Source organism: Mesorhizobium sp. LMG17149 (assembly GCF_024518695.1).
GTDB lineage: Bacteria > Pseudomonadota > Alphaproteobacteria > Rhizobiales > Rhizobiaceae > Mesorhizobium.
Map to the genome: position 1 here is coordinate 43,677 of NZ_JANIFL010000001.1, position 14,109 is coordinate 57,785.

The 14,109-nt window shown below is 63.3% G+C and carries 13 protein-coding genes and 1 tRNA gene; 6 read left to right on the top strand and 8 right to left on the bottom strand.

The genetic code is table 11. The annotated features are described in order from the left end of the window. Window positions 1-12: 12 nt before the first annotated feature. The 4 genes from NP945_RS00200 to NP945_RS00215 all read left to right on the top strand — a co-directional run bounded on the left by NP945_RS00200 (window position 13) and on the right by NP945_RS00215 (window position 3,621). Window positions 13-951 carry an ABC transporter substrate-binding protein gene (locus NP945_RS00200; protein WP_027038073.1) on the top strand — a complete coding sequence of 313 codons (939 nt, stop codon included), beginning with the start codon at window positions 13-15 and terminating at the stop codon, window positions 949-951. A 98-nt stretch (window positions 952-1,049) separates the two neighbouring features. Next, window positions 1,050-1,943 carry a sugar phosphate isomerase/epimerase gene (locus NP945_RS00205; protein ID WP_256745259.1) on the top strand — a complete coding sequence of 298 codons (894 nt, stop codon included), beginning with the start codon at window positions 1,050-1,052 and terminating at the stop codon, window positions 1,941-1,943. 338 nt (window positions 1,944-2,281) lie between these two features. After that, complete coding sequence (locus tag NP945_RS00210) at window positions 2,282-2,635, top strand: cupin domain-containing protein (protein WP_127266678.1); 354 nt, start codon at window positions 2,282-2,284, stop codon at window positions 2,633-2,635. A 332-nt stretch (window positions 2,636-2,967) separates the two neighbouring features. Further along, entirely contained in the window at window positions 2,968-3,621 is a 654-nt protein-coding gene (locus tag NP945_RS00215) for a hypothetical protein (RefSeq protein ID WP_164762689.1), read from the top strand. A 149-nt stretch (window positions 3,622-3,770) separates the two neighbouring features. Here the strand turns inward: NP945_RS00215 and NP945_RS00220 are convergent, their stop codons facing one another. The 3 genes from NP945_RS00220 to NP945_RS00230 all read right to left on the bottom strand — a co-directional run bounded on the left by NP945_RS00220 (window position 3,771) and on the right by NP945_RS00230 (window position 7,544). Then, complete coding sequence (locus tag NP945_RS00220; protein ID WP_256745260.1) at window positions 3,771-5,693, bottom strand: hypothetical protein; 1,923 nt, start codon at window positions 5,691-5,693, stop codon at window positions 3,771-3,773. A 527-nt stretch (window positions 5,694-6,220) separates the two neighbouring features. Continuing rightward, window positions 6,221-6,297 (bottom strand) — tRNA-Arg (locus NP945_RS00225). An 83-nt stretch (window positions 6,298-6,380) separates the two neighbouring features. Further along, window positions 6,381-7,544 carry a M20 aminoacylase family protein gene (locus NP945_RS00230; protein ID WP_256745261.1) on the bottom strand — a complete coding sequence of 388 codons (1,164 nt, stop codon included), beginning with the start codon at window positions 7,542-7,544 and terminating at the stop codon, window positions 6,381-6,383. A 216-nt stretch (window positions 7,545-7,760) separates the two neighbouring features. On the opposite strand from NP945_RS00230, the gene NP945_RS00235 reads away from it, so the two are divergent. Both NP945_RS00235 and NP945_RS00240 read left to right on the top strand, forming a co-directional pair. Next, window positions 7,761-8,924, top strand: coding sequence for a D-alanyl-D-alanine carboxypeptidase family protein (locus NP945_RS00235; protein ID WP_256745262.1), 1,164 nt, complete (start codon window positions 7,761-7,763; stop codon window positions 8,922-8,924). 3 nt (window positions 8,925-8,927) lie between these two features. After that, complete coding sequence (locus tag NP945_RS00240) at window positions 8,928-10,052, top strand: GTP-binding protein (RefSeq protein ID WP_127266675.1); 1,125 nt, start codon at window positions 8,928-8,930, stop codon at window positions 10,050-10,052. Window positions 10,053-10,061: 9 nt separating this feature from the next. Here NP945_RS00240 and NP945_RS00245 read toward each other — a convergent pair whose 3' ends face one another. The 5 genes from NP945_RS00245 to NP945_RS00265 form a co-directional block, all read right to left on the bottom strand. After that, a complete protein-coding gene (locus NP945_RS00245; RefSeq protein WP_164761850.1) occupies window positions 10,062-10,298 on the bottom strand; it encodes a sulfurtransferase TusA family protein in 237 nt (78 codons plus the stop codon). A gap of 8 nt (window positions 10,299-10,306) precedes the next feature. Then, window positions 10,307-11,605: a murein L,D-transpeptidase family protein gene (locus tag NP945_RS00250; protein WP_127380034.1), complete on the bottom strand. Its 1,299-nt coding sequence runs from the start codon at window positions 11,603-11,605 to the stop codon at window positions 10,307-10,309. Between the two features lie 217 nt (window positions 11,606-11,822). After that, complete coding sequence (locus tag NP945_RS00255; protein ID WP_256745263.1) at window positions 11,823-12,773, bottom strand: acetyl-CoA carboxylase carboxyltransferase subunit alpha; 951 nt, start codon at window positions 12,771-12,773, stop codon at window positions 11,823-11,825. A 99-nt stretch (window positions 12,774-12,872) separates the two neighbouring features. Further along, complete coding sequence (locus tag NP945_RS00260; RefSeq protein ID WP_256745264.1) at window positions 12,873-13,790, bottom strand: site-specific tyrosine recombinase XerD; 918 nt, start codon at window positions 13,788-13,790, stop codon at window positions 12,873-12,875. 17 nt (window positions 13,791-13,807) lie between these two features. Beyond that, window positions 13,808-13,960 carry a histidine kinase gene (locus tag NP945_RS00265; RefSeq protein WP_127266685.1) on the bottom strand — a complete coding sequence of 51 codons (153 nt, stop codon included), beginning with the start codon at window positions 13,958-13,960 and terminating at the stop codon, window positions 13,808-13,810. Window positions 13,961-14,109 lie beyond the last annotated feature (149 nt).

Consider the following 14,109-nt stretch of genomic DNA (forward strand, 5'->3'; position numbering starts at 1 on the left):
CGGAGGAAAGCAATGAAGACCATCGCCAAACTGCTCTGCGGCGTCGCACTCGCGTCGCTCGCCATCGCGCCTGCTTCGGCCAAGGACCTCAACAAGGTCGGTATCTCGGTCGGCCTGCTCGGCAATCCCTTCTTCGTCGCCACCATCAAGGGCATCGAGGACGCGGCCAAGAAGATCAACCCGAAGGTCGAGGTGACCTCGGTATCGGCCGACTATGACCTCAACAAGCAGGTCTCGCAGGTCGATTCGTTCATCGCCGCCGGCGTCGACGTGATCATGCTCAATGCCGTCGACGCCAAGGCGATCGCGCCGGCGGTGAAGAAGGCACAGGCTGCGGGTATCGTCGTTGCCGCCTTCGACGTTTCGGCGCCGGGCGCCGACGTCACCGTGATGACCAACAACGTCAAGGCCGGCGAAGAGGCCTGCCAGTACCTGGTCGACCACACCGGCGGCAAGGGCGACTACGTCATCCTCAACGGACCGGCATCGTCCTCGATCCTGGAGCGGGTGAAGGGCTGCAAGAACGTGCTGGCGCAGCATCCCGACATCAAGATCCTCTCCGACGACCAGAATGCCGAAGGCTCACGCGACGGCGGCCTGAAGGTGTTCCAGTCGCTGCTCACCCGCTTCGACAAGATCGATGCGGTGTTCGCCATCAATGACCCGACGGCGATCGGCGCCCAGCTTGCGGCCAAGCAGCTCAACCGTTCGGAATTCATCTTCACCGCCGTCGACGGCGCGCCCGATATCGAGAAGGAGCTCTCCTCCGGCACCTCGATGATCAAGGCTTCGGCCTCGCAGGACCCTTACGTGATGGCCGGCCAGTCGCTGACGATGGCGGCCGAACTGCTGGCCGGCAAGAAGCCGGCGGAGCCGACCGTGCTGCTCGACCCGAAGCTGATCACGGCCGAGAACCTGAAGGACTACAAGGGCTGGACCGCGGCCCGCTAAACGTCCCTCAGCAGCGTGCGGCCGGGATCACCCGGCCGCACGTCTTGTCCAGGCATCGGTTCCCCAATGGGGCCGATGCGCAGAAGCCGGAGACGATGATGTCGCGTATTGGAATCCATTCTTTCGTCTGGTCGGCGAGCTCGGCTCAGGCCGATCTCGAGCGCACGCTGGCCAACACCAGGGAGGCCGGCTTCGACCTCATCGAATTCTCCTATCTCGACCCCGCCAATGTCGACATCGGCGGGCTTGCCAGGCGCATTGCCGATCTTGGCCTCGGCGTCGCGATCAGCATCGGATTGCCTGTTGATGGCGACATTTCGAGCGCCGACAAGGCGATTGCCGCGCGCGGCGTCGAAATCCTCAACGACACCATCGCGCTGACGCGCGATCTCGGCGGCCGCAAGGTCGCCGGCATTCTCTCGACCAGCCACGGATTGCAGGTCGAGGCGCCGACGCGCGATCAATGGCAGCGCAGTGCCGGCACGCTGGCCAAGGTTGCCGAGACAGCCAAGACGGCCGGCGTCACACTCAACCTCGAGATCGTCAACCGCTTCGAAAGCAATCTGCTCAACACCGCCGCGCAAGGGCTGGCCTTCATCGAAGACACTGGCTCGGACAACATCTTCCTGCATCTCGACACCTTCCACATGAACATCGAGGAGGCCGATGTCGGGCTGGCCATTCGTCATGCCGCCGATAAGATCGGCTATGTCCATATCGGCGAAAGCCACCGCGGCTTCCTCGGCACCGGCAATATCGATTTCGCCGCGATCTTCGATGCGCTGACCGCGATCGGCTACAGCGACGACCTCAGCTTCGAATCCTTCTCCTCGGAAATCGTCGATGAGAACCTGTCGAAGAAGACCGCGATCTGGCGCAATCTGTGGACGGACAACATGGCGCTGGCCAAGCACGCGCGTGCTTTCATCGGTCTGGGAATAGAGACGGCAAGGCGCAAGGCGGAACTCGTCTCGGCGCGGCACAAACCCTGACCCGCCCGTCGAGAGCCGAAGGACGCGGCGTGCGCCACAGGGCAGGGTTCCGAACTCAGATTAACAACAGGCCTCGAGGCAGCCGGTTTTGGCGGCTTTTGTGCCGCCATTTTTCCGAGATAGGAATTTTTTCTTGACCCAGTGACCTCAGCTATGGTACATTTTTGCCCATGGTGCTGATTTGCGCCAGTGACCCGCCGCACCGGCGGTTTTTTTGTTTGATGCACCGTCAGCCAAGGTGCCGCCGTATGGCGCCGGCATTGCTCGCGGCAGGTGCATCGGTTATCTGACCGGCCAGGCAAACAACGCCACGCAATCCACCAAACGGAGCCCAGCACATGACACGCGAGACAATCCTCAAATTCGGCACCGTAGAACACGCGGACGCCGGCGATCTGGCTGGCTGGATCGTCGTCGAGGGCAAGCCGACCATGCAAACCGCCGTCCAGCACACGACCGAGGACGGCAAGGTGTTGTCGGGCACCTGGCGCGCGACGCCCGGCACCTATCACGCCACCTATACCGACTACGAGTTCGTGCACATGATCGCCGGCCGCATCATCATCACGCCGGACGGCGGCACACCGGTCGAGGTCGGTCCCGGCGATGCCTTCGTGGTGGAAGCCGATTTCAAGGGAACCTGGAAGATCATCGAGCCGGTGACGAAGCATTTTGTCGTCAGGGTTGGCTGAGGCGGGGTGATCCGTCTGGCCCGCCATGGTTCGCCATGGCGGAGCTGATCTCTGCATTCGCCCGGGCCTCGGCCAGGCCACTCCCCGGACTCCGGTCATTGGGTCATGAAGGCGTCTGCGGCGTCATCCACGGTCGGCCTCGACTTGAATGATACGGCACTCGCCAGCCAAGTGATCTCTCATCGGCGCTTACCAGCCAAATATCCTTGATACACCGGATCGATCCCCTAGTTCTTTCGGGGGCGCGGCAATCGCTAGGTTGCCTCGGGGGCAGCGGCGGTTCGGGCCGTTCTGACTGCACGCCGCGGAAAGACGGTTGGACCGACGCATCCATGGAGGTCGTCGTGCGTCAATCGCGTGGATTCACCTGTGCGTATTTCGTCTTAGCTTGCTCGATCGCCGTAGTTTGCGCAGGAGCTGCAACCGGTGGCCAGCAAGGCGGAGGGCATGGCAACGGCGGCCATGGTTCTGGTGGCCATGGTGGCGGCGGAGGTCATGACGCCGGCGGCAACCACGGCGGCTCGCAGAAAGGGACTGGCGATGACCCCGGCGGCTCCAGTTCGTCGGCGGACGACGGCGAGACCAGCACAAGCGGCACTGCGGCAGCCCCGGGGACGGTAGGTCCGGCCACCGCTACTGCTGTTGCGTCCGCAAGGGGCGGACAGTCGCTCGACCTGCCGGCCGCTCTCCAGCCTCCCAGCGACAGCAACACTCAATCAACAGTCAGCCGAACCGAGGCGTTGCCGGGCGTCCCGGATAAAGTCGTTCGGGCCTGCCATGATGCCATCGAGTCGGCCGCCGCTCCGTTTGGGGCGACCAGCGTGCGCGTCAGCAGCGCGGGCTTCGTACATCAGTTGAGTCGGGCGACGATCTCGGCCCCTATCGAGGTCAGCATCGACTATGTGCGGCAAGGCAACGTGGAAACGCGGCAGGCGGCGATCCAATGCGAATTGGACGCGACAGGCAGCGTGATCGGCCTGACATAGCGAACCGCGCAGAACACCTCGCTGATGAAGCAGGGTGAATTCGAGGGGCCATTCATCTTTGGCCGAAATGGCAGCAGGCCTCGGGTGTGTTACCAAGGGTGCGGGGCATCAAAGATGGCCTTCCACGGAAGGGACCGCGCAGTCGGAAATCACTGCGGTGTCACGTGTCTTGGCAAGAGCGAATAAGGAAGTGTGATCGAACGCACCCGGGTCATCCGCGAAGGGTTGCGAACCTTGCCAGTCTTCTTGCTGACGGCCTTCACCTGGCTGGCTGCCGCGCGGCCAGAACGCGGCTTCAGGGGCGGTTCGATCTGCGCGCTGCGGCGCTCAGTCCTGAGCCTGTCGTTGTCCCCGCGCGCCGCAGCCAAGTCGCGGGCAAGAGAAACAGTGGCCTCGCGTTGCTCGTCCAGAGCCTCCTGAAGCTTAGCGACACGCACCAAAAGAGCTTGGGCGGCGGCTTCGCGCTCGATGCGGGCTCTGTCGAGATCCTCACGATTCATGACGGCTGTAGTACGTTCCCGTGCCAGAGCCTGTGCCGTCTCGGTTGCGGCCTGCTCGGCACGCTCTTTCGCTGAGACTGCTTTGGCTCGCTCCAGTTCAGCCGCCTGGCGCTCGACGCGAGCTTCTTTCAACTCCTCAACGGCCGCTGCTGCTGCAGCGCGTTCTCGTGCGAGCGTTCGCTCCGTGTCAGCTGCGGTCCGCTCCACTTGTTGTCTCGCTGTGACCGCGTCGGTCCGTTCCTGCTCAGCCGCGGCCGTACGCTTCATGAGTGCGGCATTGGCCAGTTTCGCTTCGGCGAGATCGCCACGCAGCAGCTCCGCCTTCCGGCGTTCGTCGTCGAGCATGCCGCTCGCCTGCGCCAGTGAAGCCTTGGCCGTGGCGCGATCCTCGGCGGCCTCGGTCTGAAGCTGTTCAATTTGGACGCGCGCTTGCGATAAATCGCGCGCCTGCCTTTGGGCCTGCTCCTGCTCGAGATGAGCAGCGGGCATCTCCTCAAGGACATAGCTGGTGGCCTCGCTCAGCATCGTGCGGGCATCTCCCGCAATGCGCCGCAACGCGTCAAGAGTGCGGGCCGCCGCGAGTTCATTGCGCAACCGCTCCTCGCGCGCGTCATCGGCAGCTGCCATGCTTGCCCTCAGCGTGTGGATCTGCTTGCTCGCCTCGAGGAGCGCTCCCTGCAGAGCGGCGCTCCTGGCACGCTCGCCTTCCGCCGCCTGGTGCTCCTGGTCGGCCAATTGTCTCGCAGCGGCGGCCTGAGCACGATCCGTGCCGGCTTGCGCCTGGTTAGCCGTGAGATCCGGGCCAAGCAATTCGGCACTCGCCTGAAGTTTCAACGGGCGCGAAAGGTCTCGATGGGCCCGGTCTTGGGTTTGCGAGATGGCTGAAGCGGTTTCGACCCAGATTTGTCTCGTCATCGCATAGCCAATCGGCGCGGCCAGACAAATGGCGGCGAGACCCAAACGCGATACAAGAACGATCGGCCTGCGAACAACAGGGTTTGAGGCAGGCGCCATGGCCGGGTCGGGATCTCCCATCTGAGCTGTGAAATTCAAACCGCGATCCGCAGCATAGGCCAACGGAGCAATTTTTGGCGGTGAAGCTCTATGGCGCAATTGGTCCCATGCCGACCCGCAAATCCGCTTCCCACGTTCCGCGATCGCGCTGATGGATGCTGCAAGCCGGCCAGACTGCACACTGTTCGGTGCAGGAGCACCGGTCACTAACGAGCTCCCGCTGGGTTCGGATGTCGCGGCGAAATGCTCGATTCGCACTCCGAACCGAGAGTAGTTGGTATTTTGAGCCCGAACATCCAGGCCGACCGCATGCAAGGGGTTGGCAGCCTTGGAAGAAGCAGGTCCGGCGACAAGTCCGGCCGGGCTTTCCCATTCCCAAGAAGCCTCGTCGGCGATACCGGATCTGCCTTCGTCAAACGCTGCAAGGCGGCGTCGTCGCACCGCAGCAAGGATACGCCGGAGCACAAGATAGACGCCTACGGATGCAAGCGTCACCACTGCGCTCAGAATGGCCAGATTTACGTCGTTTGCATACATTTCGGCAAGATAATTTGGCATTGCCGTGCCCGTGCGTTCTGGGGTGTGTCGTCAAGTTCGTAAAGCGATGTCTGGTCATCCGCCTTGGTATTGGCCAAGGCCTTACCGCCCTCGAAACGTCGCTTTCATCGGGATCCTTCTGGTACTTGCGAATTGTTGCGGATGGGGCGCCGGTCGCGTGCTGATAGATCGCCGCGGTTGATATTCCTTGGCGGGCAATGGCCGACCAAGGACACATGCGGGGCCCTGAGACGCCGATTTGCGCCTCTGCATATCAACCTCGCGAGAGTTCGCCGGTGCGGACAATTCGCCACTTCCCGGCTCTTGACTGTCCATCATGAACTTTAAGCTAGGTCACAGCGCACCACGGTCAACCATCACCTCGCAATGATCCTGCCGGCAGCCTTCGGCCAGACAAAAGGGCCATTGTAGTGCCCGCTCTTCGGAGCGAAGCTGGATCGTTCCTTGTTCGGCGATGCATTCCCGCCGAGATTCGTCGTACTGTTTCGCGAAAAGTACGACGTCAGTTGCTAAGCTGGTGAAAAGCGTGGTGATCCCGACAGGAATCGAACCTGTGACCTACAGATTAGGAATCTGCCGCTCTATCCTACTGAGCTACGGGACCACGCGGCCAGACACATAGCCGCTTCGGATCGTTTCGCCAAGAGGCCGGCCGATGGCAATTCGGCCGGTTTTGCGCTGCCGCCGTCAGGCGGCCAGCGCGGTTTCCGCCAGTTTCACCCAGTAGCTCATGCCGTGCGGGATGACCTCGTCGTTGAAATCGTAGGCCGGGTTGTGGAGACCGGCGGTGTCGCCATTGCCGATGAAGATGAAGGCGCCGGGGCGGGCTTCGAGCATGTAGGAGAAATCCTCGCCGCCCATCACCGGCTGGATGCCGCGGTGGACATGGGCGTCGCCGGCGACACTCATCGCGACATCACCGGCAAACACCGTCTCTTCCGCGTGGTTGAAGGTCACGGGGTAATTTGCCTGGTAGTCGACCTCGATCTTTGCCCCGAATGCGGTCGCCAGCCCGTCGCATATGCTGCGGATGCGCTCTTCGGACTTCTTGGCGATCTCCTTGCGCAAGGTGCGCACGGTGCCGGCGATTTCAGCCGTTTCGGGGATGATGTTATAGGCGTCACCGGCGTGGAACTTGGTCACCGACACCACCACGGCCTCGACCGGATCGGTGCTGCGCGAGGCGATCGTCTGCAAGGCGCCGACCAGTTGGCTGGTGATGACGATCGGGTCGATCGTGCCGTGCGGCATCGCCGCGTGGCCGCCCTTGCCGCGCACGGTGATGGTGAACTCGGCGGTCGCCGCCATGATCGGGCCCGGGCGAATGGCGAACTGCCCGACAGGCAGGCCCGGCATATTGTGCATGCCGAACACCCTGGAGATGTCGAAACGCTCCATCATGCCGTCCTTGACCATCTCGTTGCCGCCGCCGCCGCCCTCTTCGGCCGGCTGGAAGATCACCGCCACGGAGCCGGTGAAGTTGCGCGTCTCGGCGAGGTATTTGGCCGCGCCCAGCAGCATTGCCGTGTGGCCGTCATGGCCGCAGGCATGCATCTTGCCGGGGATGGTCGAGGCGTAGGGCTTGCCCGATACCTCGTTGAGCGGCAGCGCGTCCATGTCGGCGCGCAGGCCGATTGTGGGGCCTTCGCCCTGGCGGCCGCGGATGATGCCGACGACACCGGTCTTGCCGAGGCCGGTGACCACGTCGTCGCAGCCGAAGGCCTTCAGCTTTTCGGTGACGAAGGCGGCGGTCTTGAAGACGTCGAAGTTCAGTTCTGGCGTCTGGTGCAGATGCTGGCGCCAGCCGGCAACTTCGTCCTGCATTTCGGCGGCACGGTTCAGGATTGGCATGATGGTTCCATCTCGCTGTTGGGACAGGCGGGTGTCGTCCGCTGCCTTGCAATTGTGATCGCCAGGCACTTTGCCATCTTGGCGTCACATAGGGTAAATAGCACCGCAACGATGCGGTCCGGTTTTTGAGGGTCGGACCAATCATGCTGGCGATCGCGTAACGAAATCTTACGGAGCCAGGGGCGACTACGGCAAGAGGCGATTTCGGATTTGATCATGCGGTACAGGCATTTCCTCAAACTATTCTCGGTTGGCACAATCGCGCTGTCGGTCGTGGCCGGGCCGGCGCTGGCCAATCCGGTGGTCGTGTTCGATCTCGGCAGCGGCAAGATCCTGCAGCATCAGGACGCGTTCAAGCGCTGGTATCCGGCATCGCTGAGCAAGCTGATGACCGCTTATGTCACCTTTCGGGCGATCGCCGCCGGCGAGGTTCAGCTTGATTCGCCGATCAAGGTGACCAAACACTCCGCCGCCGAGCCGCCAAGCAAGATGGGCTTCAAGCCGGGCTCGGTGATGCGGCTCGACAACGCGCTGAAGATGATGCTGGTCAAATCGGCCAACGACATCGCCATGGCGGTGGGCGAAAATGTCGGCGGTTCGCAGGCGGCCTTTGCCGACCGGATGAACGCCGAAGCGACCCGGCTCGGCATGAACGGCACGCATTTCGTCAATCCGAACGGGCTCTATTCGCCGGATCAGTACACGACGGCGCGCGACCTCGCCGTGCTGGTGATGGCGATCCGCCGCGAATTTCCGCAATATGCGCCGTGGTTCTCGATCGAGGGCCTTGCCGTCGGCAAGAAGGCTATTCCCAACTACAATCTCTTGATTGGCCGTTATCCCGGCGCCGATGGCATGAAGACCGGCTTTGTCTGCCCTTCCGGCTTCAACATGATCGGTTCGGCGACCCGCAACGGGCGCACGCTGGTCGCGGTGGTGCTCGGCGAGAAGTCGGCCGTCACCCGCGCCGAGACGGCGGCAAAGCTGCTCGATCAGGGTTTTGACGCGCCTGCCGCCGGCTCGGCCACCGTCACCATGCTGGCGCCCTATGGCGACACGGTCTCGCCCAACGACATGAAGGACGAGGTCTGCAAGAAGAAGACGCCGCAGGAGCAGTCGGAGGCGCCGCCGGCCGTCGCCAAGGACGTGCCGAAATCGCCCTATCAGGAAAAGCTCGACCATGTGCCGACGCTGGTTGCCGTCGGCCTTGGCGGCGCCACCGGTCCGGCGCCGAAGGCCATCCTCGACCGGGGCGGTCAGGAATATGCCGATGTGCCGATCCCGAGCTGGCGGCCCGACAGGCCGGCACCGGCCGGCGCAGGCCCGAAGATTGCCGGCTCCGCCGCGCAGGGCGACCAGCCGGCCAAGGTTGCGAACTAGCCAATGGGCAGCGGCTTCCCGATCCCCGTCTCGGTGCTGACCGGCTTCCTAGGCGCCGGCAAGACGACGCTGCTCAACCGGCTGCTCAAGGATCCGGCGCTGGCCGACACGGCGGTGATCATCAACGAGTTCGGCGAGGTGGCGATCGACCATTTGCTGGTCGAGCAGTCTTCCGACGGCATCATCCAGCTTTCGGACGGCTGCCTTTGCTGCACGGTGCGCGGCGAACTGGTCGACACGCTGGCCGACCTGGTCGACCGGCTGCAGACCGGCCGCATCGCCCGGCTTGCCCGCGTCATCGTCGAGACCACCGGCCTTGCCGACCCGGCGCCGGTGCTGCAGTCGATCATGGCGCATCCGGCGCTGATCCAGGCCTTCCGGCTCGACGGCGTCATCACGCTGGTCGATGCCGTCAACGGCAACGCTACGCTCGACGCCCATGTCGAGGCGGTCAAGCAGGCTGCCGTCGCCGATCGCATCGTGCTCAGCAAAGCCGATCTGGTCGCCGATCCCAATGAGTTGGAAATGCTTCGGGCGCGCCTGCGGCAGATCAATCCGGGCGCCGAACTGCTCGATGCCGGTGACACGGGGACAGGCGTGGCGGCGCTGTTTGATTGCGGCCTCTACAACCCGGCAACCAAATCCGCCGATGTGCGGCGCTGGCTGGGCGAGGAAGCCGCTCATGATCATCACCATCATGATCATGATCACCATGATGGGCATGATCACGAACATGGCCATGACCACGGTCATCGCCACGATTCGCGGGTGCGTTCCTATTCGCTGGTGCATGACGGCCCGGTGCCGTTTTCGGCGATCGAGATGTTCCTCGACCTGCTGCGCTCGACACATGGCGAGCGCCTGCTGCGCATGAAGGGCGTCATCGAGCTCAGGGAAGACCCGTCGCGGCCTTTGGTGATCCATGGCGTGCAGAAGATCCTGCATCCGCCGGTGCAATTGCCGTCCTGGCCAGATGGCCAGCGCGGCACGCGGCTGGTGCTGATCACGCTCGATATGCCCGAAGATTATATCCGCAGGCTGTTCGCCGCCTTCACCAACCGGCCGTCGATCGACACGCCCGATCGCGCCGCGCTGGAAAACAACCCGCTGGCGATTGCCGGGCGGTAGCTCCCACGATTACGGCGCGCCGCGCTCGACCAGGAAGCGATGGCCGCCGGAGACCGCCGCCGTTTCAATCAACTGGTGGCCGCTCTCCGAACAGAATGCCGGAATGTCGATGACGGCGAGCGGGTCGGTGGTCTCCAGCCAGAGCCGGCTGCCCGGTTGCATCCCCGCCAGGCGCTTCTTGGCCTTGAGCACGGGCAAGGGGCAGTTCAGCCCCTTGAGGTCATAAATAGCGGCGCGGTCATCCACGGGCGAAATCAACCGCCGAACATGCCGAGCAGCTTGTTCTTCAGCTTCGTCACGCGGCTCTCGTCGGCACTCGCCGCTTGCGTCTCAGCCATCGGTGCCGCTTCCGAAGGGGCCGCGATGGTCGCGGTGGCGACAGGGGCTTCCTTGGCAGCCTTTTCGGCCTCCTTTTCGGCCAGAGCCTGGGCCTTGGCGGCTTCCTTGGCTTGCTTGGCCGCCTCTATGGCAGCGAGCCTCTGCTCCTCGGCCTTCTGCTTGGCCGCCTTTTCGGCATCGAGGGCCGCCATCTTGCGGCCAGCGGGCGAATCGATGCGGCCCATGCGTGCCGTCTCGGTGACCGAGCCGTCATTGTTGAGCGACGGCGGATCGATCGGCACGCGTTCGCCGCGTGCGCGGCGCTTGGACCAGTCGGAGACGATGCTGGCTTCCTTGATGCCGGCGATGGTCGGCTTGGGCGCCGGCACGCTGGCCTTGACCGCGCCGCTGAACGCAGCGTCGTAGGTGCTCATGTAGGAATTGTAGGCGCTCTTCAGCGAATCAGGTTGCGTGGTCGCCGGGCAGGCGCCGGTCGGGTCGAATGTCTGACCGTCGGCGGCAACCTGGTTGAAGACATAACGCTTCTCGCAGACATCGACCTTCGGCGGCACCTTGGTGATCTCGAAATTGTCGTAGCCGACCTTCAGCATCTTCCAGAAGTCGTAATTCGGGTCGTTGCGGTAGCGCGCCATGTTGGCGGCGGTCATGCGGAATGGAAACGCCTGGATCTGGAACTCGGTCTGGCCGCCCTGGAAGGCGTCGCGGCCGAAGGCATAGATCTGCTCGATCTGCGCATCGGTCATCGAATAGCAGCCCGACGACGAGCAGGCGCCGTGCACCATCAAATTGGAGCCGGTACGGCCATTGGCGCGGTCATAGGCGTTGGGATAGCCGATGTTGAAGGACAAATGGTAGTTCGAGCGCGGATTCATCTGCGCCGGGCGCACCGTGTAGAAGCCTTCCGGCGCCTGGCGGTCGCCTTCGGTGTATTTCGGCCCGAGCTTGCCCGACCATTTGCAGATGTCGTAGCTGGCGACCATGTCGTAGCGGCCGTTGGTCTTGGCCTTCCAGATTTCGAGCTTGCCTTCTTCCTTGAAGATGCGGGCCATCACCGACGAGGTGCGGACCATGCCCTTGGCCTTCATGTCGGCAAGGATCTTGTCGGGCAGCGGCTTGTTGGCCTCCGGGGCAAAATCCTTCATCGACGAATTGTTGCAGCCGGCAACGCCGAGTGCGGCTATCAGGATTCCGGTGCGGGCGAGCTTGACAAACATGGCTACGGATATCGTCTTTTCTCTGGCGCCAGGACGTTTCCTGCCCCGGCTGCTACACTGCGCATCGACGGACCCTAAGCCCGTTAACCCTAATAAATTCCTTACCGCAAGTGCCGACGCATCCCCCTGCGGCAGTCTCATTGAGCCGAATGCAGCGGCATTTTTGTGGCAAAAATGCTCCGCCCCGCCACATTGTTGCGGCCAAGGCTGCCTGTGGTCAGAGACTGCGGCCCATGGCCAGGTATTTTTCGCGGCGCTGCTCGCGGAAATCGGTGTTGGCGCCGGCAAAGTCCTTCATCGTCCTGGCGATGAGGTCTCCGGTCGCAGCGATCACCGTTTCGGCGCCGCGATGCGCGCCGCCGAGCGGCTCGGGGATGATGGCGTCGATGATCTTCAGCTCCAGAAGGTCCTGCGCGGTGATCTTCATGTTGGTTGCCGCATCCTTCGATCGCGTCGTGTCGCGCCACAGGATCGAGGCGGCACCTTCCGGCGAAATCACCGAATAGATGGCGTGTTCGAGCATGTAGACGCGGTTGGCGGTGGCGATGGCAATGGCGCCGCCCGAACCGCCTTCGCCGATGACCACCGAGATCGACGGTACTTTCAGGCCGAGACAGGTCGAGGTTGAACGGGCGATAGCCTCCGCCTGGCCGCGCTCTTCAGCGTTGACACCGGGATAGGCGCCGGCCGTGTCGACCAGCGTCAGCAGCGGGATCTTGAAGCGGTCGGCCAGTTCCATCAGCCGTACCGCCTTGCGGTAGCCCTCCGGGCGAACCGAGCCGAAATTGTGCTTCAGGCGGCTGGCTGTGTCGGAACCTTTTTCCTGGCCGATGATGGCAATAGGTTCGCCGCGGAAACGGGCGAAACCGCCGACGATCGCCTGGTCCTCACCGAAATTGCGGTCGCCGGCCAGCGGCGTGAAATCGGTGAGCAGGCCCTTGATATAGTCGACGCAATGCGGCCTGTCGGGATGGCGAGCCACCTGCACCTTCTGCCACGGCGTCAGCGCCTTGTAGGCGTCGCGCAGCGCGTCGCGGGAGCGCTTCTCGAGACGGCTGATCTCGTCGCCGACATCGACCGCCTCGCCATTCTCGGCAAGCTTCTTCAGCTCGAGGATCTTGCCCTCGAGGTCCTGCACCGGCTTTTCGAAATCGAGGTAATTATACATGCGTGAGCGGACCGATACGTCGGAAGGCAGTGGCTGACGGAACCCTTGAATCCAAGGCTCCGGGCGGTGAAATGTCGTCCTCACATAGCGATATGAGGCCTAGTCGGCAAGCGGATGATGATCGTTGACCAGCCGCACCAGCCGCTCTTCCAGCACATGGGTGTAAATCTGTGTCGTCGATATGTCGGCATGGCCAAGCAATTGCTGCACGGCCCGGAGATCGGCGCCGTTCTGCAGGAGATGGCTGGCGAAAGCATGGCGCAGCACGTGCGGCGAGATCTTCGCCGAGGCGATGCCGGCCCTTGCCGCCAGCCCCTTCAGGTCACGCGCGAAGACCTGGCGCGAGAGATAGCCGCTGTCGGAGGCGGCCGGAAACAGGAACGGACTGTCGGCAAAGGCTGGCACCTTGGCGCGGGCGGCGAGCCAGGTCTTCATCGCCGCGCGTGCCTTGGCCGAGAGCGGCACCATGCGCTCCTTGTCGCCCTTGCCGCGCACCATGAAAAAACGGTCGTCGCGCTGCGCCACCGTCACCGGCAGGCCGACCAGCTCGGAAACGCGCAGGCCGGTGGCGTAAAGCACCTCGACCAGCGCATGCAGGCGCAGTGACGCCAGACTGTCCCCATCGCCCGACGAGACATCGCCGGCCTCCAGCGCCGCTCGGTCGATCAGCCGGCCGGTGTCGACCTCGCTCATCGTCTTGGGCAGCGGACGGCCCTTTTTCGGGCTGTCCAGCGTGCCGGTCGGGTCATCGCCGCGCAGGCCTTCGGCGTAGAGGAATTTGAAGAACTGGCGGATCGCCGACAGTTTGCGCGCCTGCGACGTGGCGGCAAAGCCGCGGGCGGCAATGTCGTCGAGATAGGCGCGGATATCGGCGGCGGCGGCACCAGCCAGCCCGCCATCGATCGCGCCAGAAGCGTCCTCGAGGTCGCGGCGGTAGGAGGAAAGCGTATTTTCAGCCGCGCCCCGCTCGGCGCTCATCATTTCCAGAAAGGCTTCGATGCGGGCGGCGCTGTTCATTCAACTTTTCTTCGGGTTCAGCTTTTCTTGGGGTTCAGCTTTTCCGGAGGGATGCGCACGCTCATTTCGCCCTTCTTTGGCTCGACGAACATCACCAGTGCGAACATCGCACCATAGGCAATGCCTGCCAGAATCGCTGTTACCACGACAAAGCGAAACAGTGTCGGCATCAATTTTCGCCCGTCTTCTTGTTCTGCGTTTCCAAACCCTGTCCCCTTATGGGACGCCAATCCGGCCAATTCAAGGAAGAAGCGGAGGCCTGTTAGCAACTTCTGATGCAGACCCTGCTGGTCCATATCGGGTTCAAGGCGCTTGCCCC

Coding starts and splice junctions, on each gene's coding strand:
- NP945_RS00200 (WP_027038073.1), top strand. CDS start 13: ATGAAGACCATCGCCAAACTGCTCTGCGGCGTCGCACTCGCGTCGCTC.
- NP945_RS00205 (WP_256745259.1), top strand. CDS start 1,050: ATGTCGCGTATTGGAATCCATTCTTTCGTCTGGTCGGCGAGCTCGGCT.
- NP945_RS00210 (WP_127266678.1), top strand. CDS start 2,282: ATGACACGCGAGACAATCCTCAAATTCGGCACCGTAGAACACGCGGAC.
- NP945_RS00215 (WP_164762689.1), top strand. CDS start 2,968: ATGGAGGTCGTCGTGCGTCAATCGCGTGGATTCACCTGTGCGTATTTC.
- NP945_RS00220 (WP_256745260.1), bottom strand. CDS start 5,693: ATGCCAAATTATCTTGCCGAAATGTATGCAAACGACGTAAATCTGGCC.
- NP945_RS00230 (WP_256745261.1), bottom strand. CDS start 7,544: ATGCCAATCCTGAACCGTGCCGCCGAAATGCAGGACGAAGTTGCCGGC.
- NP945_RS00235 (WP_256745262.1), top strand. CDS start 7,761: ATGCGGTACAGGCATTTCCTCAAACTATTCTCGGTTGGCACAATCGCG.
- NP945_RS00240 (WP_127266675.1), top strand. CDS start 8,928: ATGGGCAGCGGCTTCCCGATCCCCGTCTCGGTGCTGACCGGCTTCCTA.
- NP945_RS00250 (WP_127380034.1), bottom strand. CDS start 11,605: ATGTTTGTCAAGCTCGCCCGCACCGGAATCCTGATAGCCGCACTCGGC.
- NP945_RS00255 (WP_256745263.1), bottom strand. CDS start 12,773: ATGTATAATTACCTCGATTTCGAAAAGCCGGTGCAGGACCTCGAGGGC.
- NP945_RS00260 (WP_256745264.1), bottom strand. CDS start 13,790: ATGAACAGCGCCGCCCGCATCGAAGCCTTTCTGGAAATGATGAGCGCC.
- NP945_RS00265 (WP_127266685.1), bottom strand. CDS start 13,960: ATGCCGACACTGTTTCGCTTTGTCGTGGTAACAGCGATTCTGGCAGGC.